General features: G+C 37.2%; 18 protein-coding genes, 1 pseudogene, 1 riboswitch and 1 other annotated feature. Of the genes and pseudogenes, 2 read left to right on the top strand and 17 right to left on the bottom strand.

Going from position 1 to position 20,619, the window contains the following annotated elements:
- Positions 1-78: 78 nt before the first annotated feature.
- The 3 genes and pseudogenes from V6S17_RS05795 to V6S17_RS05785 form a co-directional block, all read right to left on the bottom strand.
- Positions 79-765, bottom strand: a pseudogene (locus V6S17_RS05795) (uracil-DNA glycosylase).
- An 86-nt stretch (positions 766-851) separates the two neighbouring features.
- Positions 852-2,048, bottom strand: coding sequence for a methionine adenosyltransferase (gene metK / locus V6S17_RS05790; RefSeq protein WP_029092482.1), 1,197 nt, complete (start codon positions 2,046-2,048; stop codon positions 852-854).
- 152 nt (positions 2,049-2,200) lie between these two features.
- Positions 2,201-2,309: riboswitch (SAM riboswitch) on the bottom strand.
- A 68-nt stretch (positions 2,310-2,377) separates the two neighbouring features.
- On the bottom strand, positions 2,378-2,872 hold the full coding sequence (locus V6S17_RS05785; RefSeq protein ID WP_029092483.1) for an NUDIX domain-containing protein: 495 nt from the start codon (positions 2,870-2,872) through the stop codon (positions 2,378-2,380).
- A gap of 102 nt (positions 2,873-2,974) precedes the next feature.
- Between V6S17_RS05785 and yidD the strand changes: the two genes are divergently transcribed.
- Positions 2,975-3,247, top strand: a complete 273-nt coding sequence (gene yidD, locus V6S17_RS05780) for a membrane protein insertion efficiency factor YidD (RefSeq protein WP_080712972.1) — start codon at positions 2,975-2,977, stop codon at positions 3,245-3,247.
- 316 nt (positions 3,248-3,563) lie between these two features.
- Here the strand turns inward: yidD and V6S17_RS05775 are convergent, their stop codons facing one another.
- The 12 genes from V6S17_RS05775 to rnz all read right to left on the bottom strand — a co-directional run bounded on the left by V6S17_RS05775 (position 3,564) and on the right by rnz (position 17,528).
- Positions 3,564-4,181 carry an ATP-binding cassette domain-containing protein gene (locus tag V6S17_RS05775; protein ID WP_029092484.1) on the bottom strand — a complete coding sequence of 206 codons (618 nt, stop codon included), beginning with the start codon at positions 4,179-4,181 and terminating at the stop codon, positions 3,564-3,566.
- Position 4,182: 1 nt separating this feature from the next.
- Positions 4,183-6,315 carry a DUF1430 domain-containing protein gene (locus tag V6S17_RS05770; RefSeq protein ID WP_029092485.1) on the bottom strand — a complete coding sequence of 711 codons (2,133 nt, stop codon included), beginning with the start codon at positions 6,313-6,315 and terminating at the stop codon, positions 4,183-4,185.
- Between the two features lie 72 nt (positions 6,316-6,387).
- Positions 6,388-6,762 carry a lactococcin 972 family bacteriocin gene (locus V6S17_RS05765; RefSeq protein WP_051457217.1) on the bottom strand — a complete coding sequence of 125 codons (375 nt, stop codon included), beginning with the start codon at positions 6,760-6,762 and terminating at the stop codon, positions 6,388-6,390.
- Between the two features lie 310 nt (positions 6,763-7,072).
- Positions 7,073-8,161, bottom strand: a complete 1,089-nt coding sequence (gene rpoD, locus V6S17_RS05760) for an RNA polymerase sigma factor RpoD (protein WP_029092486.1) — start codon at positions 8,159-8,161, stop codon at positions 7,073-7,075.
- 21 nt (positions 8,162-8,182) lie between these two features.
- The gene (gene dnaG, locus V6S17_RS05755; RefSeq protein WP_029092487.1) at positions 8,183-10,000 is read right to left on the bottom strand and encodes a DNA primase; all 1,818 of its coding nucleotides are present in this window, start codon (positions 9,998-10,000) and stop codon (positions 8,183-8,185) included.
- 16 nt (positions 10,001-10,016) lie between these two features.
- A complete protein-coding gene (locus V6S17_RS05750; protein ID WP_051457218.1) occupies positions 10,017-10,484 on the bottom strand; it encodes a YaiI/YqxD family protein in 468 nt (155 codons plus the stop codon).
- A 102-nt stretch (positions 10,485-10,586) separates the two neighbouring features.
- Complete coding sequence (gene glyS, locus V6S17_RS05745) at positions 10,587-12,653, bottom strand: glycine--tRNA ligase subunit beta (RefSeq protein ID WP_029092489.1); 2,067 nt, start codon at positions 12,651-12,653, stop codon at positions 10,587-10,589.
- A gap of 4 nt (positions 12,654-12,657) precedes the next feature.
- Positions 12,658-13,533, bottom strand: coding sequence for a glycine--tRNA ligase subunit alpha (gene glyQ, locus V6S17_RS05740; protein ID WP_036027733.1), 876 nt, complete (start codon positions 13,531-13,533; stop codon positions 12,658-12,660).
- An 80-nt stretch (positions 13,534-13,613) separates the two neighbouring features.
- Positions 13,614-13,784: a binding site (T-box leader), on the bottom strand.
- A gap of 57 nt (positions 13,785-13,841) precedes the next feature.
- Positions 13,842-14,615, bottom strand: a complete 774-nt coding sequence (gene recO, locus V6S17_RS05735; protein WP_029092491.1) for a DNA repair protein RecO — start codon at positions 14,613-14,615, stop codon at positions 13,842-13,844.
- A 15-nt stretch (positions 14,616-14,630) separates the two neighbouring features.
- The gene (dinB, locus tag V6S17_RS05730) at positions 14,631-15,704 is read right to left on the bottom strand and encodes a DNA polymerase IV (RefSeq protein ID WP_029092492.1); all 1,074 of its coding nucleotides are present in this window, start codon (positions 15,702-15,704) and stop codon (positions 14,631-14,633) included.
- A gap of 89 nt (positions 15,705-15,793) precedes the next feature.
- Complete coding sequence (locus V6S17_RS05725) at positions 15,794-16,561, bottom strand: SDR family NAD(P)-dependent oxidoreductase (protein WP_029092493.1); 768 nt, start codon at positions 16,559-16,561, stop codon at positions 15,794-15,796.
- 40 nt (positions 16,562-16,601) lie between these two features.
- Positions 16,602-17,528: a ribonuclease Z gene (gene rnz / locus V6S17_RS05720; protein WP_029092494.1), complete on the bottom strand. Its 927-nt coding sequence runs from the start codon at positions 17,526-17,528 to the stop codon at positions 16,602-16,604.
- 317 nt (positions 17,529-17,845) lie between these two features.
- On the opposite strand from rnz, the gene zwf reads away from it, so the two are divergent.
- Entirely contained in the window at positions 17,846-19,315 is a 1,470-nt protein-coding gene (zwf, locus tag V6S17_RS05715) for a glucose-6-phosphate dehydrogenase (protein WP_029092495.1), read from the top strand.
- 44 nt (positions 19,316-19,359) lie between these two features.
- On the opposite strand, the gene V6S17_RS05710 is transcribed toward zwf, so the two are convergent.
- Together V6S17_RS05710 and V6S17_RS05705 are read right to left on the bottom strand one after the other, a co-directional pair.
- Positions 19,360-19,845 carry a DUF6884 domain-containing protein gene (locus tag V6S17_RS05710; protein WP_036027734.1) on the bottom strand — a complete coding sequence of 162 codons (486 nt, stop codon included), beginning with the start codon at positions 19,843-19,845 and terminating at the stop codon, positions 19,360-19,362.
- Positions 19,842-20,354, bottom strand: coding sequence for a GNAT family N-acetyltransferase (locus V6S17_RS05705; protein WP_029092497.1), 513 nt, complete (start codon positions 20,352-20,354; stop codon positions 19,842-19,844). The genes V6S17_RS05710 and V6S17_RS05705 overlap by 4 nt, the downstream gene beginning before the upstream one ends.
- Positions 20,355-20,619: the final 265 nt, after the last annotated feature.

The following is a 20,619-nucleotide window of genomic DNA, read 5'->3' as shown; positions in this document are numbered from 1 at the left end:
CGTAAACTACCATTTAATTTTTTATTCATTTTACCTGAAACAACTATCCTTATAATATCATACAATGTTTGTTAAACACTAGAATTTCCTTGTATTCGACCAATCTATTTCATTATCACCCATCGAAATTAAATTCTCATTAGATTTTGAAAAGGGTTTGCTTCAAAAAAAGCCACGATACGATGATAAAGGACTGGGATGAGGCGCTTCTATAATAAAATGACGCGACTGATCGATTCTTTGACTTTTTGTTTGTGCCGGTTTACCCCATAGAATAAAAACAATTGGCTTTTCACGCTGATTAAGTTCATCAATTAAACAATCTGTAAATGTTTCCCACCCTTGCTTTTTATGAGAATGAGCTTGGTGGGCTTGTACAGTAAGTACCGCATTTAATAACAATACACCTTGTTTTGCCCACGATTGCAAACTTCCATCTGTTGGTGTTGTAACCTTCAAATCATCTGCTAGTTCTTTATAAATGTTTCGTAAAGATGGTGGTAATGGCCTTCCACTTTTCACTGAAAAACTCAGCCCTTCTGCCTGACCCGGTCCATGATAAGGGTCTTGTCCTAAAATGACCACACGCACGTCTTCATAGTTGGTTAGTGCTAAGGCGTTAAAAACCTCTTCTTTTGGTGGATAAATTGTTTTTGAAGCATATTCTTTTTCTAAAAAACGGGTGAGTTGTTTAAAATAATCTTTCGTCATTTCTTGCTCTAAAACGGTCTGCCAATAACCTGACAACTGCTGTTGCTCAAACATTTAACGTCAGCTTCCTTTCGCTTTAAACATCAAAAATCTCTGACCACAACAACACTAAATCATGTGCGTGACAGAGATTTTAAATTTTATTTCAGTGCATCTTTCAACGCTGTAATACGATCTGTTTTCTCCCATGGTAAATCAAGATCTAAACGACCAAAGTGTCCGTAAGCTGCCGTTTGGCGGTAGATTGGACGACGAAGATCAAGCATTTTAATAATACCTGCTGGTCGTAAATCAAATGTTGCATTCACGGCATCGATTAACTCATCTTCAGAGTATGAACTTGTTCCGAAAGCATTAACTGAAATTGATACAGGTTTTGCGACACCAATTGCATAGGCAATTTGTACTTCTACCTTATCAGCCAAACCAGCTGCTACGATGTTTTTAGCAACGTAACGTGCAGCATAAGCACCTGAACGGTCAACTTTTGTAGCATCTTTCCCAGAAAAAGCACCACCACCGTGACGAGCATAACCACCGTAAGTGTCGACAATAATTTTACGTCCTGTTAAACCACAATCACCTTGTGGTCCACCGATAACGAATCGACCAGTCGGGTTGATGAAATATTTTGTTTCATCGTCAAGTAATGCTGCAGGAATCACTTCGTCAATAACGAGTTTACGCATGTCTTCATGGATGGTTGATTGCTCTACATCAGGATGATGTTGAGTTGAAATAACAATGGTATCTACACGTGCAGGTGTACCATCTTCGTTATATTCAACCGTTACTTGTGTTTTTGAGTCTGGTCGTAAATAATCAACAATGTTTTCTTTACGCAATTTTGCAACGCGGCGTGCTAATGCATGTGCTAATGAAATCGGCAACGGCATCAATTCTTCTGTTTCGTTAGTTGCAAACCCAAACATCAAACCTTGATCGCCTGCTCCAATTGCATCAATATCTTCTTCAACAATTTCGCCATCACGACTCTCTAACGCAACATCTACACCTTGTGCAATATCACTCGATTGTTCATCGATTGCTGTCAATACAGAACACGTTGACGCATCAAAGCCGTACTTCGCTCTTGTGTAACCAATCTCACGGATTGTTTGACGAACGACTGCAGGAATATCAACGTAAGTGCTCGTTGAAATTTCACCTGCGACTAAAACGATTCCTGTTGTTACTGTTGTTTCGCAGGCAACACGTGCCATTGGGTCTTTCTCTAACATCGCATCCAAAATTGCATCTGAAATTTGATCTGCCATTTTGTCTGGATGTCCTTCACTTACAGATTCTGATGTGAAAAGACGACGGTTTTTTGTCATGTTAAATCCTCCATTTTTTATCATGCATCGATTTAGAAACGCTATAACCTCTTATGCAATCGTAAAAAAGTGGCAATAAACTGCATTAAAAAACCTTTTCTCACTAAAAAGAGAAAAGGTCCTAATAGCATACTTATAGCTATACCTTTTTTCTCTTATCGCTCAAGATACCTTTGTATCTTGCCACAGGTTAGCACCTTACACCTTAGTGTAGGCTGCTGGGTTTCATAGGGCCAGTCCCTCAACCACTCTTGATAAGATTCATAATTGTTTCATCATGATATATTTTGATTATCTCAAACAAACCTTGTCTTGTCAATGAAATTAGACTAATGTTTGATGATTTCCTTCGCTTTATTCCAAAGTAATTCCATTCCGGCATCTTTCATATAAAAACTCAATGAAGAGGTCTCCAATTGAAGGTATTCTGCTTCTGTTAATAAGTGCACACCGCTCGTTTCATAGTCTTCAGGCAGTGGTGCTTCTTCGTATGTTGCCATCTCTATTAAAAAAGCGCGTTTAATCACTCGACCACGTTTTTTATCTTGAAACTCGTAATCAGCTAAAAAGGTCCATTTATCTTCACTTTTCAGATGCACACCTGTCTCTTCCCATAATTCACGGACAACAGCTTGCTCGACAGTTTCATCAGGATCTATTTTTCCTCCGGGAAACTCAATTCCACGAACGATATTTTCAGTCATAAGCCAATGACCTGTTTTAATGTAAGGTATCACTAAAATATCTTTCACATCAGTGCCTAATTGGTTTTTTTCGAAAGTCATTTGTACTTTTCCACCTGTTAAATCAGTATATTCTATCATAGTTCATTCCCCTTTTTCTTCAATCAGCAATCATATCTAGCGTCTTACACCGTATTTTAGTATACAATGGAGCTAGATGAATTAATTGAAAGGTTGATTGTTTTGAAACAGATATTATTGTTCCTTATTAAGTGTTATCGCAAGTTAATATCACCCTTGTTCCCACCTAGCTGTCGTTTTTATCCGACTTGTTCAACTTATGGATTAGAATCCATTGAAAAATTCGGTGCCTTTAAGGGTAGTTATCTTGCCATAAAACGAATACTTAAGTGCCATCCTTTTCATCCTGGCGGAGTTGACATGGTGCCAGATGAATTTTCACTCCGTACGAAAAAAGCACATGATCATCATTCGTGTGATCACACACATAAATAATTTCTACCACTGTTCATTATAACAAAGTTTTTTAAATGTGCTAATATTTGATTCTTTTTTGTAAGAATAAAGCCTTTTTATAGCTTTACTTAGGTGTTATGGTAGTATCTCTCGTAAAGAAATAGGCGTAAGTGAAAATTTAATCCTATCATACAAAAAAAAGAGAGTGCAGGATTAATCTGCACTCTTTTTTATTTTTTTCTAATTGTTATATAGCTATCTGATAAGAATGTTGGATTGTATATTAACAGATTGATAGTAGAATAACGGCACTGAATGATTTAAACAGCTATTATTAATAGTTACCGGTTAAACACTATAAATGAACTGTTTTTGTCGCCAATTTTGCCATGTATGAGTCATGAGTAACTAATACAATTGTGCAACCTTTTGTATGCAAGTCTTTTAAGAGCTTAAATACAAGTTCACGATTTGCTTCATCCAAGTTACCTGTCGGCTCATCTGCAAATAACCAACGCGTTTTTTTAGCAATCACCCGAGCCAAAGCAACACGTTGCTGTTGTCCACCACTTAACTCATAAATGTGTTGTTTCTCATAATTTTTCAATCCCACTTTTGCTAAAGCACTTGAAATAATTTGTGAGTGTTGTTGTTTACCCTTTTTTGCAAGTGCGATACTGATATTAGCAGCAACTGTTTCTTCTTCAATTAAGCCATAATTTTGAAATAAATAAGCATATGAATCACGTTTCAACTGTCGCGTTGCTCGACGAGACAAATTCATTTCCCCATTATGTTTGAGTATTCCGCTACTCGGTGCTTCCAACAACGATAAAATATTCAACAAGGTTGTTTTTCCTGAACCGCTTCTTCCTGTTATGACTACAAAGTCGCCTTCTTCTATTATTAACGATAACGGTTGTAATACAACCTTGTTACCGAATTTTTTTGTTAATTTTTGCGTTTCAATCACATTAACTCCCCCTCTTTAAACTTTTAGCTAATTGACGTTTTTCAAACAAACGATGGAAGCCATAGACTAAAGCAAATTCAAGCATAACGTAGCATAAAAAACTACATATTATGACCATTTTAGTTGTTAACAACAAGACAGCAAACAATAAACCATTTAAGATAATAAGCAACCTTAAAAACGGGTAGTGCATCTTCCAATAATTGTAGCCGTGACAATACGTAATGACAATTCTGCGCTGGTATCTCCTAAAATAAAGTGCCGTTAGCGTATACGTTAATAGTAGTGAACTGCCGATAAGCAGCCCTAAAAAGAGCGCTAATTTCGCTTTATTTTCATTCAAAAGTTGAATTATAAAGCCTTTACGATTATAAACCGAAGCGACACTACGAACCAATCCTTCTGTTTTAGATTTTTGAATCGCTGGAAAAATGGTGGCATAGGGGTCACCTTTTGCTTCAAAATAGACGTTGCCAGAAAAATACCAACTGTAATCTAACGGAGTTATATTACCTGTTTCAATTGTGGCAAAGGCATTCGGAAGCAATAGTGGGATACCATTACCATACGAAAAATAGTCGTTGTCATCGTCAATGTAAATTAAATTCACACTTAAATCAGCCGCTTTCTCAGTCGTTCGTGGTAAATCTAAAAAATCATTGTAATAATCCATCACATCAATTCGACTCGACACAAAATCTTCTAAAAAAATCTTTTTGATTTCTGCTTCGCGCACTTTAAACTTTTGTGGTACAAGTACGTTTCGCACTCGTTTATCCCAATTGACTGCTGCAACAATATCTTCATACTGAATACTCCCTTTAAGCGGATGTCGTTTCAAATAGTTAAGATCAAGTATCACTTTACGTTCATCTGGATTAATAAGACTGACATCTTTTTCTGCTAAAAAGGCTTTTTCATCAACACCATCGTCAAGTTTAAAATCATTGGACGCCATTAAATAGCCACCTAGTGGTTGCATTGCTTCATACAGTTTTTTTAATTTTTGCCCACTTTTTGCACTAATAGCACGATTTTCTTGCCCAACATAACTTTGCTCTGGTGTATAAATACCGCGCATTTTCTTCCAATCAGCTGTTTCTTCTAAAGCAGATGTTAACATTGCTTGATTACTGACGTATACATGCACGAGCCCAGCAATTAAAGTTAAAAAACAAATTTTCAAACACAGATAAAGGATAAAAAGTCTCTTTACTGGACGTTTTCCTTTGACACTATCTAAGGCTTGTTTATCGAATAACACGGTTAAACCAATGATTACTATACTACTGAATAAAATAAGAACTGCGGTGAAACTAACGATTAGTAACACTTTATCGATAAATACGCTACCGGATTGGCTAAATTGCCACACAACGATAAAACATAATGCTACCAAGAAACTATACAACAAAGGTCCACGTAAACGTTTGATACCATACCACCAAATCTTGCCTTTTGCGTAACCTTGCAAACTTAAAAGATAGCGTGTTCGTTGTTGTAAAAAGCCATCATGTAGCAGCACAACACATAACGCTATGCTAACCAACAAGTTGAGCAATACCCAATCCCACTGCTGTGATAAATGCTGTAACCACATTTGCGCTTGCGCATCTATCTTCCCTTCATTAACACTCATGCCTTCTTTAGTTAAAACTGTTTTAAACTGATCGAGTGTTTTCTTATTAGTTGTGAATAAATAATATAGACTGGATGGTTGATAATTACGATTATCTTTCATTAGCGAAATATCTAAACGCAACGTTTGATCAAACAAAGCAAATTGCCCTTTTTGTTGCGACTCGATTGTTTTTTGTGAACTAATAAAATCCGTTGGTTTAGTGAGTTTAACATCGTTTATTGGTATTCGCCCACCTAAACTCACATCATTCGTCACTATTTTCTGTGTTTTTTCGTCAGGGTGAATATAAACAGCGATTGTCAAATCAAGCTTATTAGCGCTATCGATAATCTTAGTCGCAACGTCTCCTTTTGCTCCATCAGTATCAATACTCATAATTGTCACATCATTGTATAATAATTGCTGTCGACTTTGTCTTTTTTCCAACGTCACGAGCAATACACTCAGCAATACCATTTGTAACGTTAGCACTACAAAAATGATTTTCTTCATCAATGTCCCCCTAAAAGTAAGTCAGTTAAACTTAGAAAAAGCATCTTAGCCTTCGGGCTAAAATGCTTTAAGTTATTTCGTGCTATCATAATATGCTTTATTAGTCCCCCAAGGAGTCCAGTTAGCTGTCGCTCGACTAAAACGATTTTTTGATTTTGTCCAGCCACCCGAATTATAAGTGCCATTACCATTTACAACACTGCCATGTGACCGTTTTGTATAATGTTTGTACTCTGAGACAACTTGCTCAAGTGGCCATGCCCATTTATAGCCTCTAATCCAATACCCACCATCTTTCGGACCTGATGCGACACGAGCCATATCTGAACCTTGTGCGTCAAGTGCTTTCGCATTTAATGGCATCGCTGCAAACAAACTGAATGTGAGAGTAAATATTGATAGTATACGTATGCACCTTCCTGTTCTGCTCACCTTTTGTACTAACACGATTACTTCACCTCCTTTGATTTCCTATACCGCTTAATTTGAAATCAAATATAGCACATTCTCTTTCTTAAAGTCAATACATTTACGTGTCATGAACATTGATTCAAAAGCATTTACACATTAATTTTATATCTTTATTTATAACTTTTTATATCTTTATATTTCATTAATCAATCATCTCCAAATCACTATTTTCAATCTATTAATTACAAGAAAAAGACTACAAAGATATATTTGCAGTCACGAGAGTACTTCTTTTAAATATAAAAAAACCGTACGCATCTCGAAAGATGTTTACGGTTCATCGTTTTTATTCTAAGAAATCTTTTAGTTGTTTGCTACGACTTGGATGGCGTAATTTACGCAATGCTTTCGCTTCAATTTGACGAATACGTTCGCGGGTAACACCGAATACTTTACCAACTTCTTCTAATGTACGTGTACGTCCGTCATCTAGGCCGAAACGAAGACGTAAAACGTTTTCTTCACGGTCAGTCAATGTATCCAATACATCTTCTAGTTGTTCTTTAAGTAATTCATACGCAGCATGTTCAGCTGGTGATGTCGCTTCTTGATCTTCAATAAAATCACCAAGATGTGAATCATCTTCTTCACCGATTGGCGTTTCAAGTGATACAGGTTCTTGTGCGATTTTAAGAATTTCACGAACTTTTTCTGTTGTAAGATCCATCTCCTCACCAATTTCTTCTGGTGAAGGTTCACGACCTAAATCTTGTAATAATTGACGTTGCACACGGATCAATTTATTGATTGTTTCAACCATATGCACAGGAATACGAATTGTACGCGCTTGATCCGCAATCGCACGGGTAATTGCTTGACGAATCCACCATGTTGCATAAGTACTAAATTTGAAACCTTTAGAGAAATCAAATTTCTCTACTGCTTTCATTAATCCCATGTTTCCTTCTTGAATTAAATCAAGGAACAGCATACCACGCCCAACATAACGTTTAGCGATTGATACTACAAGACGTAAGTTTGCTTCTGCTAATTGTGCTTTCGCTTCTAAATCGCCAGCTTCGATACGTTTCGCTAGAGAAACTTCTTCAGCAGCTGATAATAAATCAACGCGACCAATTTCTTTAAGATACATACGTACAGGGTCATTTATTTTAACACCTGGCGGCACACTTAAATCAGAGACATCTAATTTTTCGTCTTTTTCAGCTTCTGGAGCTGGTTCGTCTGTTAATTCAACACCTTCATTTGTTAAATGTTCGATAAATTCATCCAACAATTCAACATCTAAATCAAAAGGTGCTAGTTGTTTAGAAACTTCGTCATATGTTAATGTTTCTTCTTTTTTACCTCGGGCAAGAAGTGCGTCTTTCGTTTGCTCAAGTGTTAATTTTTTTTCTACAGCTTTTTTAGCCACTCGTATGTCCCCCTTTAAATATTACAGCTTGTCTAACGCGCGTTTTTTTGAAATTATTTCTAGTGAAATTGCTCTCACTTTATCACTATCATTTGCATTTAACGCATCGATTTGTTCTTGTTTTAGCCTTTTGAAATCTTGTAAACGTTGCAATTTATCTAATTGATAACAACAGTCAGCAATATCAACATCTTCAATATTAGGCAATTCTTCCATTTCCATCTCAACAATAATATTTTTAACGCGTTCATCTTTAACCTCGATTAAAAACTGTGCAACATCTGCGATATTACCTTGGAGATAATATGGCAATAAATAAGTATAGATAGCTTGATAATCATCGTGGTAAAAACTCAAAGTAGACGCTTCAAATTTTTGCTGTATTTGGTCGAAAAATTGTGTATCTTTTAGCATCAATAAAACTAAATAACGTTCCATTTTATCCAAAGCTGTCCGTTTAACAACTTGTTGTGTTTGCGGTTGAAAAAAAGTCTCTTCATAAGCCGTTTGTGGTTGTCGTGTTGCTAATTGTTGTCGTAGAACAGCCTTATCAATTTTGGTACGTTGTTCTAATTCAGTTAAATAAACTTCTTGCTCGATTGGCCGATCAATTCTCGATATTTCATCCAACAATGTATCCACATAGTTAGCTATTTCATCGGCTTGATTTAAATCTTGTATTGTTCCTAAATAACGCATTAAAAACATCGGCCATTCAATTTGTTGCTGTTCATAAAAATCTTTAAACGCTTCAGCACCTTTTTTACGGATATACTCATCTGGATCAAGTTTTTCCGGCAAAGAAATAATCTTTACATTAAGTCCACGTGCCTCCTGAATCAACTGCACTGCTTTGTAAGTTGCATTCAGACCTGCAGAATCACCATCATAGCATACAATTAGGCGATCAGTCACTCTTTTTAACTTAGCAATATGCTCCGGCGTAAGTGATGTCCCCATAGATGCAACACCATTTGTTACACCTGCTTGACTTGCAGCAATGACATCCATAAATCCTTCGAAGATTGTAACAGATTTAGTTTGTCGTATCGCTTTACGCGCAGCTGCAAAATTAAAAAGAACATTTCGCTTATTAAATAAAAGCGTTTCAGGACTATTCAAATATTTTGGACCCTCTACATCGGGCAATAAACGACCCGAAAAAGCAATAGTTTGACCACGGTCATTGGTAATCGGGAACATAACCCGTTCACGAAAACGATCGACTGCATTACCGTCATCACGTCTTGCTAATAAACCTGCATCAATCATTACATTGTAATCAAAACCTCTTTTTTCTAAAAAGGCGGTTACTAATTCCCAACTTTTAGGTGCAAAACCAATATTATATTCACGAATGACTTCATCGGTTAATCCACGCTCATGTAAATAATCCAACGCGATTGTTCCTTCTTCAGTACTCGTTAAAATATAATGATAAAGTTGCGCCACCAATGCATGGGCTTCAATCATACTGTGCGTTTCTTGATCCTCAATCGGTGGCTCTTGGAAAGTTTGATCACCACTAGTAGTGACTTTTAAATCGCCAATTGGAATATGACTTCGTTCCGCCAATTTAAGCGCAGCTTCCTGAAAACTTATTCCTTCAGATTCCATCAAGAAAGTAAACATGTTCCCACCTTTTCCACACCCAAAACAATGAAAAATTTGTTTTTCAGGTGAAACGGAAAACGAAGGGGTTTTTTCATTATGAAAAGGACAGAGGCCGCTATAATTGCGGCCCTGCTTTTTCAGTTGAACATAATCACTGACTACATCAACAATGTCATTCTCTTGTTGAATGCGTGTGACGAGTTCTTCTGGTATACGTCTAGACACTTTTTACCACATCATTTCATTCCATAGTTTCTAAATAAGACACAAATCGTTTTTTGAAGTCTAAACGATTTTCGAATGTGAAAGCTTTAGGTCCTTTAGAATGCACGCCTTGGCGGCGTTGTTTTGCTGCCAGATAACGTCTTCCTAAACTGCCATCAATGGTATTCTCATCGTAAATGACACCATACTGATTAATCACTAGCGCTGCTTTAGCCAATAATAAACTCGCTAAACCGATATCTTGTGTGATTACTAATGTCGTTCTTTTTGCTAAGTTTACAATTTTCATATCAGCTGCTTCTTTCATTGTATCAACGTACACCCAGTTCCCTGAACGATTGATTGAAAAATGATTGTAAGAAGCCACATAGACAACAGGTATATTAAAATTCGCCGCTATTTCTGCGACTTCTTCCTTAACCGGACAGGCATCTGCATCCACAATAACATCTGTTACTGCTGGATAACTTCTCCCATTAAACAATTTGTTGTCACCTCATTAATAGCTATTAACTCGTTTTCAAAAGAGTCATATAACTAATATTCGACATTGCTAGCTAAAACCCTTTTTTATTAATAAAATATTTTATTTAACAATAATTTCATCAAAATTAGCGAAGCTGCGTAATACAGAAGCTAACTCGGCAAGCATTGATAAACGATTATTACGTTTCTTTTCATCATCTACCATGACTAATGTATTTTCAAAAAACGCTTCAATGGGTTGTTTTAAAGACTTGAATAAAGCTAATTTTTCTTCAGGTGTTGCCGCTTTATATGATTGTTTTACTTGTGTAATAGCTGTGTAAAGCGCTGCTTCGCTTTCATTTTCAAACAATTCTTCTTCGATAGCACATGGTACTTCTAATTTTTGTGATAAGTTCATCACTCGTGTTAATGCTTCTACCGTTGGACGGAACCACTCTTCTTTACTCACGTTATTAAGAGCAGTCGCACGTTTAAACAACTGTGATAAATCACGTGTTTCACCACCGACCATTGCTTCAACAATATCATGACGAACAGCTTCACCGCTTAGTAGATTACGTAAACGACGACCTAAGAATTGATGGAATTGGTTAAGCGTTTCATCAATTGGCATCACTTTAACGCCAGCATTTTCTTGTAATGTAATAATTTCACGAATAGTGCCGTCGAATGGCAATTCCCATCCTTGGTTAATTAAAATACGTACAACACCAATCATCGCACGACGAAGTGCAAATGGATCATTTGAACCCGTCGGAACCATATCTACAGAGAAGAAACCACCGAGTGTTTCTAATTTGTCAGCTAATGCAAGCAACGCACCGATTTTACTGCTAGGTAATTCACCTTCTGAACTTTTAGGAAGGTATGACTCACGAATGGCAGTGGCAACCGTTTCTTTTTCACCTTGCAACAAGGCATATTTATAACCCATTTCGCCTTGCAATTCTGGGAATTCACCCACTAAATTAGTCACAAGATCAAATTTATAAATAGCTGCGGCACGCTGTACATCTGCTTTTTCATCTGCTGTAAAACCAAAACGATCAGCTAATGCTGCAACGACTTTACCCACTCGTTCAATTTTAGCTGACATTGAACCTAATTTTTGGTGGAACGTAATTTTTTCTAATTTTTCTAACGCTGCAGCAATTGTAATTTTTTGATCTTCTTGATAGAAAAACTCACCATCAGAAAGACGGGCACGTAAGACTTTCTCGTTTCCTTTAGCAACCGTTTCAAGGTATTGATCATTTCCGTTACGAACAGTAATGAAGAACGGTAATAATTGACCCGCCGCATCTGTAACTGGGAAGTAACGTTGGTGTTCACGCATAATCGTTATCAATACATCTGCCGGTAAATCAAGATAGTTCTCTTCAAAGTTACCGAATAAAACAGTTGGGTACTCAACGAGGTTTGTTACTTCCTCAAGTAAATCTTCATCTATTGGAACAGTCCAACCTTTTTGAGTTGCTAATGCAGCCACTTGACCCGCAATCATTTCACGGCGTTTTGTTTGTTCTGCAACGACAAATACTTCTTCTAATTGTGATTCATAGGTTGCTGCCGATTTAATTTCAATATCTTTACCTAAAAAACGATGTCCGCGTGATGTGCGTCCTGTCTCAACATCTAAAATTTGGAATGGCACGACTGTTTCACCGTATAAAGCAACGATCCAGTGAATTGGACGAATGTATTTAACATGGTGATTAGCCCAATGCATGTTAACTGGGAAATTTAAACCTAAGACAATTTTGTCCCATTCTTTTAAAAGTTCGGTTGTCGAAACACCCGTTGTTTTTTTCAAAACAAACACATATTCCGTCCCTTTCACTTCTTTAAAGTAGATGTCATCTGTTGATACACCTTGACCTCTTACAAAACCTTGTGCTGCGCGTGACCACTCGCCGTTTTCATCTAAAGCTGTCTTTTTAGCAGGTCCTCGCACCTCATCTTCACGGTCAGCTTGTGATTCTGCAACGGCTTGCACTGTCACTGCTAAACGACGTGGTGTTGAATAAGATGATACTTCGCCATGTTCTAATCCTTGTTCTGTTAACCATGCTTGTACATGTTCTTTCAATTGAATTTCAGAAGCTTGCACATATTTTGCAGGCATTTCTTCTAAACCAATTTCTAATAAAATATCTTGTGTCATCTGCTTAATCCTCCTTTTTCAACATTGGGAAGCCCAATTTTTCACGTTCAGCGACATACGTTTTAGCAACGCCGCGTGCTAGTTTACGAATACGGCCAATGTAATTCGCGCGTTCTGTGACCGAAACTGCACCACGAGCATCAAGCAAGTTGAATGTGTGTGAACATTTTAAAATATAATCATAAGCTGGGTGTACTAACCCTAATTCTAATTGTGCTAATGCCTCTTGTTCAAAGGTCGTAAAGTTTTCTAATAACATCTCTTGATTAGATGTTTCAAATGCATATTTCGAATGCTCATACTCTGCTTGGCCAAACAACATACGATATGTGACACCATTGTTCCATTCTAATTCAAAAACACTTTCTTTTTCTTGAATATACGAAGCAAGACGTTCAATTCCATAAGTAATTTCACTTGTAACAGGTGAACATTCTAAACCACCCACTTGTTGGAAATAAGTGAATTGAGTGATTTCCATACCATCTAACCAAACTTCCCAACCTAAACCAGCACAACCCATTGACGGATTTTCCCAGTTATCTTCAACAAAACGAATATCATGTTTAAGCGGATCAATACCGATTGCTTCCAACGAACTTAAATACAATTCTTGAATATTATCTGGTGATGGTTTAATGACCACTTGGAATTGGTGATGTTGGAATAAACGGTTAGGGTTTTCACCATAACGACCGTCATCAGGACGACGTGATGGTTCTACATAACAAGCTGCCCAAGGTTCTGGTCCGATTGCACGTAAAAAAGTATACGGACTCATTGTTCCGGCCCCTTTTTCTACATCGTATGATTGTAATAGTAAGCAATTTTGTTCTGCCCAATAAGCTTGCAGTGTTTGAATCATTGTTTGTACGTTCATTTCACATTCTCCTTTTAGCTTTTTTTCGCATTGTTTGAATAAGCACAAAAAAACGTCCCTATGCTAATCACAATGACTAACATAGGGACGATAAATATCGCGGTTCCACCCTACTTGATGATTTTACAATCATCCACCTCAAGAAAATAAGCTCCAAGCTGCCTTCACAAATGCCGTATTATATGGTTCCCACTAGCCCATACTCACTTCAACCGGTTCAGTTTGCTACTACTGCTCTTCATTGCTTTATATACTTCTATAAAGATACTGTAAATAGTGGTTTTTGTCAAGAATTTCACTGTCAATAATCAGGTTGTTCCGCCATCTTTTTTCTGTAAATCAGTACTCCAAGTTGACATTTGTTTTAAAAAGCGTTTGGTTTTTAAATTTAATCCTGAAACTTCATCATAGTAAGCATCAATTGCACGTTGCACTTCATCTGTCGTCGCTTGATTAACATCAATTTTGCCAATACGGCTAAAATCTAATAAATAATATAATCGCAGGAGATAAACTACTTTATCCGATAAATGCATTCGATGAGGATCATCCTCAAAACAACGTTGCGTAATCAAACCATTATTTTTAATGGAGAGATCAAACGGCCCTTCCGTATCACCTGTAAGTACACACCCTCGCAGCTCTGGATAATGCCCTAACGTATTCAGCATTTTCATTTCAAAAATTTGAGACAATACTTGCGCATCTTCACCCGCATTCATGCTCTCTAACACCTGATAAATTAATTGAAAAAGCGCTTGATTAGGTTCACGTTCCTCAACAGCCTTGTCCAATAAATCAACACAATAAGAACCATACGCTGTTGTGAAAATATCACTAGCTATCGTTGGGAATCGTTCGATTACTTCACCCTGTTGCAAAGTACCCAAACCTTTATTTCCAAAAAACATGAATTCTCCATAGGTAAACAACTGTGTGGCTGCAGCAATGCGGCTATTACTTTTTTTTGCCCCATGTGCAACCAGACTGATTTTCCCAAACTCTTTTGTATAGAGCCGAATGATTTTATCTGATTCACGGTAATCCATCACGCGAATAATTAATCCTTCACATCGTTCCATTTTTAACGCCCCCGTTTACAACCCTACCAATTTCATATTTTCAAACTGTCTCGTTTCTAGTCCTGTCACTGTTAAACCAATCAAACGCACCGGTCGTTGTTCCCACATTTCTTCAAAAATTTGCATCCCATAAAAATAAAGTTCATGACTTTCAGTCAAACGCATTGGCAAAGTTAAACGACGTGTTTGAGTCGTGAAATCATTATATCTAATTTTCAAAACAATCGTCTGTGCACTCATCTGCTTATCAACCAAGGTTTTTGATATTCTTTGTGAGAAAGAGCGTAAAGCTAATTGTAACTCCGCTTCATCCACTACATCTGCGGCAAAGGTTGTTTCACGTCCAAACGATTTACGTGTACGTTGTGAGCGAACTGGCGAGTCATCAATACCTCTAACTAATCGATAGAGTTGGTACCCTCTTTTTTTAAACTGTATGATTAAATCCCATTCTGACCATTGATATAAATCGGCACCTGTATGAATGCCTAGTGTGTGCATTTTTTCAGCAGTTACATGACCCACACCATAAAAAGCATCTATCGGTAAGGCTGCGATAAAAGCAAGTGCTTTTTCTGGCGTAATCACTGTTCTACCTGCTGGCTTTTTATAATCAGATGCCATCTTAGCGATAAATTTATTGTAGGAGACCCCTGCTGATGCTGTCAGTTGCAATTCATCATAAATGGTCGCTTGAATCTTTTGCGCTAACCGGCTAGCTGAAGGTTCGTTTATTTTATTAACTGTTACATCAAGATAAGCTTCATCTAATGATAACGGTTCTATTTCATCCGTAAAACGATGGAATATTTCATGAATTTTGACCGATATTTCTTGATATCGCGACATTCGTGGGGAGATAAAAACCGCTTGTGGACAAAGTTTCAACGCTTCAACACTCGGCATCGCTGAGTGAATGCCGAACTTTCTCGCTTCGTAAGAGGCAGTTGCTACAACGCCTCGTTTTGAAACACGTGGATCACTAGCTATCACAACAGGCTTCCCTTTTAATGATGGCAAATCACGCTGTTCTACTTGTGCATAAAAAGCGTCCATATCAATATGAATAATTTTACGTTTCGTTTCCACTCTATCACCTCCCCAAACAGAACATCTGTTCTATTTAAGTTTAGCACCAAAGTTCGTAAAAGTATATCGATAGAGCTAGATATTTCCATTTATTTTTTCAAGAAAAAGGGTTTTGCAATCCATTCCACAGTACGTGGGAAAAGCGAGTGTAATCGAGCGCCTAAAGCCATTGTAAATGGCAAAGTCAATTCTCTTTTACGCTTGCCAATCAGCTTAATCATTTTAGACGCAACTACTTCTGGTTGTAAGCTAAAACGCGCGACATCTTTTAAATATGTCCCCTCTTTATCTGCAATATCAAAAAATGGGGTTGTAATCGGGCCGGGATTAATTGTTGTCACAAAAATATTATCGGCCGCTACCTCCATCCGCAACGCATTAGCATAACCGATCACAGCAAATTTACTCGCAGCATATGCACTTGTTTTCGGTGTCGCTAGCTTGCCTGCTACAGAGGCTACCATCATAATATGACCTGCTTGTTGCGCTTTAAAACGTGGCAATAAAAGTTGATTGATATGAATCCCCCCACTAACATTGGTTAACAACATACCTTCCACGCTTTTAATTGGTGTTTTTTCCGCTAATTCAAATAAACCAAAACCAGCACAATGAATCACCCCATCAATTCTTGGGAATTTTTCTAGAATACTCGTTATTGTTATTTTAACAGCATCGGAGTTACTTACATCACAGGTATAAACATACCCTTTAGCAGGATAATCTTCTACTAGTTTTGTCATCGTTTCGATACGTCGTGCCAACAAAATAACCGTGTCTCCCTGTTTTAAAAGCTGACTTGCTATTTCAAAACCAACACCGCTAGATGCCCCTGTCACAATAATTGTACGTTCCATCTTAAACCTCCCTTAACCATTAAATAGACAACCCTACTTTTTACTTTTGATAAGGTATCTCGAACGTTGAAAAGTCATCTGCAATATCTGTATTTTCAAAAACACTTCGCGCTTCTTGCGCCAGTTTTTTCAAGTCATCAAACATATAACGCGATGAAATATGAGTCAAAATAAGGTGTGTTACATTAGCTTTAAGTGCGATTGTTGCTGCTTGAGTTGTTGACGAATGATAGTAAGCGCGGGCCATTTTACTTTTATCAGCTTCAAATGTTGCTTCGTGAACTAAAACGTTCGCACCTTGCGCTAATTTAACAGATGTGTCGGTTGGACGCGTATCTCCTAGAATGGTAACAATCCGCCCTTTAATGGAAGGAGCTACAAAATCTTTACCTGAGATAACTGAACCGTCTTCAAGCGTCACATCGCCACCGTCTTTGATTACTTTAAATACAGGGCCTGGTTTAACGCCAAGTTTTGTTAACCCTGCAACATCTAATTTCCCTACTTTATCACGTTCTTCGATTCTAAAGCCGTAACTATCGATTCCATGGCTGAGCAGTGCTGTTTCGACTTTAAATTGTTCATCTTCAAAAATAACACCTGGTTGCATTTCCTCAATGATCAACGGATACGATAAGTGTGTTTGAGACACTTTTAAGCTTGTCTCAATAAAAGCACGAATTCCTTTAGGGCCATAGACTGTTAACGCTGTGTCCCCGCCTTGGAATGAACGACTACTTAACAAGCCAGGCAAACCAAAAATATGATCGCCGTGTAAATGTGTAATGAATATTTTTTCGATTTTCCCTGGTTTTAAAGAACTCTTCAATAATTGATGCTGTGTTGCTTCTCCACAATCAAATAGCCACCAAACACTGCGTTCATCCAATAATTGTAACGCAATAGCTGTGACGTTACGTGTTTTCGCTGGTACACCTGCTCCTGTACCCAAAAAAGTCAGTTCCATTTTTATGCCTCGTTTCTATCACTGTTATTTTTTATTCATTCAATTAAATGATTATTTATATCAGACACTTAAATTATTTATCAACGCTAAACACCCTAAAAGGTGTACCACTTATTTTAACATAATATTAGCTAACTGATTATATTATCGACCAATTTTACAATTAAAAAAAGCCCGTACTTTCTATTATCTCAATGAAAAATCAGATTTCTCTAAAAATTATCGATTCACTTACTATACCACTTTTAGCTTTCGTGTTATATTAGTAGGTGCAAGCAAAAACGCATCTAAATGAGAATGAAAGAAGGCTTATCAATATGACAACTATAAAAGAAGAAACAACGCTTATAACGATATTTGGTGGCACAGGAGATTTAGCTAACCGAAAATTATATCCGGCAATCTACCGTTTGTATGCAAAAGGATTTTTAAAAGAAAACTTCGCAGTTATCGGAACAGCGCGTCGTCAGTTAACTAATGAGTTATTCAGACAACAGGTCGCTTCTTCCATTACGTCAATTGCCGACAAATCGCAAATCCAAGAATTTGTTTCACACTTTTATTACCGTTCACATGATGTTACTAACCAAGAATCATACAAAGTATTACTTGATTTATCAAACGAACTCGATTCAAAATATAGCCTCAAGGGCAATCGTATCTTTTTCCTTGCGATGGCACCGACTTTCTTTAATGAAATTGCGGTCCGTTTAAAATCTGAAGGTCTTGTGGATACAGAGGGTTACCAACGTTTAATGATTGAAAAACCATTTGGTCATAATCTTGAATCCGCACAGGAACTAAATGATGCCTTAGGCCTTGCGTTTAACGAAAATCAAATTTATCGCATCGACCATTATTTAGGTAAAGAGATGGTTCAAAATGTATCAGCTATTCGTTTCGCAAACCCAATGATTGAAGCGCTATGGAATAATCGTCATATCAGCAACATCCAAGTGACTTTAGCTGAAGATTTAGGTGTGGAAGAGCGTGGTGGTTATTATGACAACAGTGGCGCTTTACGTGACATGTTCCAAAATCACATTTTACAAGTTGTTTCACTGGTTTTAATGGATTACCCTCTTTCATTAGACAAGTCAGATATTCGTGCTGAAAAAGTTCGTCTATTACGCTCGTTTGATGTACCTGAAGTTGATGAAGTGAACAATTTCTTCGTCCCTGGCCAATATGATGCGAATCCTGAAGATGCGACTAAGTACAAAGCTTATCGTTCTGAGGATAACGTTGATCCTAAATCAACAACAGAGACTTTTGTCGCTGGAAAACTCACTTCTCATAGTGATCGTTGGAACGGTGTACCGATATATATCCGTACAGGGAAACGTCTTGAAACGAAGAAAACAAGTATTGTGATTGAATTCAAAAATGACCGTCCTAACTTGTTTGATGATTCAAATGAACAAATCAGCAATACACTTGTGATAGAAATTGCTCCAAACGAAAGCATTTCACTCAATATCAATGTAAAAGTACCTGGACAAGGCTTGGTTACACAACCAACTGTATTACAAACATCAGCTGACTCAGTTGATCCTAATGCACCAGAAGCGTATGAAAAAGTTATTCATGATTGTTTACGTGGTGACGCAACTTACTTCTCTCATTGGGATGAAGTAGCACTTTCATGGCAACTTGTTGATCGTATTTACGAAGGTTGGGCAACACATCCAACATCGTTACCAAACTATGCATCTGGTAGCACAGGACCTGAAGCTGCTAATGAATTGTTAGCAAAAGACGGTTTTAAATGGTACCCATTATCTTAAAACTAAAAAGAGCCACAAAGCAAATTATGCTTTGTGGCTTTCTGTTACATCATTTTATCCTTGGTATTGTGAAAGGGTTCATTAGCTAAAAGAGATAACTTCATTTTCTGTTGCATATAGCCAATGCCTCCTAAACCAACTAATGGGTATTCAACCCGATTCGCTTCGTCTTCTGTCATAAAAGCCTTCACAACTTTAATGAACTTTTCTCCACCAAAAAGATAGATTGATTGTTCAGGTTCTTTTAATTTTAACCATTGTGCTTTTAATTGTGATGCTTGGATTGTATTCTTATTTATACCACTGGCATTAAAGCGCACATCATAAGTTTCTGTTAATACTTTATCTAACTCAACTAAACCATAATAAGGTGATAAAATCAGTACTGTTTCGGTTGTTAAAAAATGCTTTGTATAATCACGACATAATCGATGAAAAGTACCTGTGTAAACATCACTTGCTTTAGTAGGTACCGTTTCAACTGTTTTATCCCAACACTTCGGTTTACCACTGGCAATTATCACCGTCATACGACGTCCTCTAGCAATGGGTAGTACCAATAAATAATATCTTTGTCGCAATAATCTAACTCAAAATCACTTTTTTGCAACACATGTTTGGATGCAAGGTTGTATGTAAAACACTTCGCTGTAATACGTGTCATTTTTTCTGAGATAAACCAACGTATCATCGCTTCAATCGCTTCGGTCATATAGCCCTTATTTTGGCAGCGAGGGACAATCGAATAACCCAATTCGACTTCTTTTGTTTCAGTTGGTGTCCCTTGTCCCCCAATTTCACCAATAACTTCGCCTGTTTCTTTTAAGACAATTAAACGTGTCCATTGAGCATCCATCGGATTATCACGCATCTGTTCTAAAGCGAATGGTAAGTAAAAGAAAAAATCAATCCCCGGCCACTCTTCAGCAACTTTATAACCACAGCGCTTTTCTAATGCAGCATGCCCCTCTATTGTTGCTTCAACATATTCTCTGTAATAGGGAATTAAAAGCAAGCGCTTCGTTTCTATCGGATCGATTAGCTGTACTTCTTCCATTTTACTCACCTCCTCAATCACATCATACCAAAAAAAACGCTTAATTTAAATATTAACCCTGCATAAAGCGGTTTAAATTCCGTTAACCTACAAAAAGAAAACACAACTTGTTCCCAATGATAAAACGCTCATAACGCACATTAAAAAAATAGCCCGCTCGTCTTTGTGAAATAAAAAATGATGAAACTTCCCTCTATTTTAAAACAAAAAAAACAATCTTTTGATAAATATTTAATCAAAAGATTGT

Source organism: Brochothrix thermosphacta DSM 20171 = FSL F6-1036, from assembly GCF_036884295.1.
Taxonomy (GTDB): domain Bacteria; phylum Bacillota; class Bacilli; order Lactobacillales; family Listeriaceae; genus Brochothrix; species Brochothrix thermosphacta.
The sequence above is the reverse complement of the archived record's forward strand: the minus strand, read 5'-3'. Positions and strand labels throughout refer to the sequence as shown.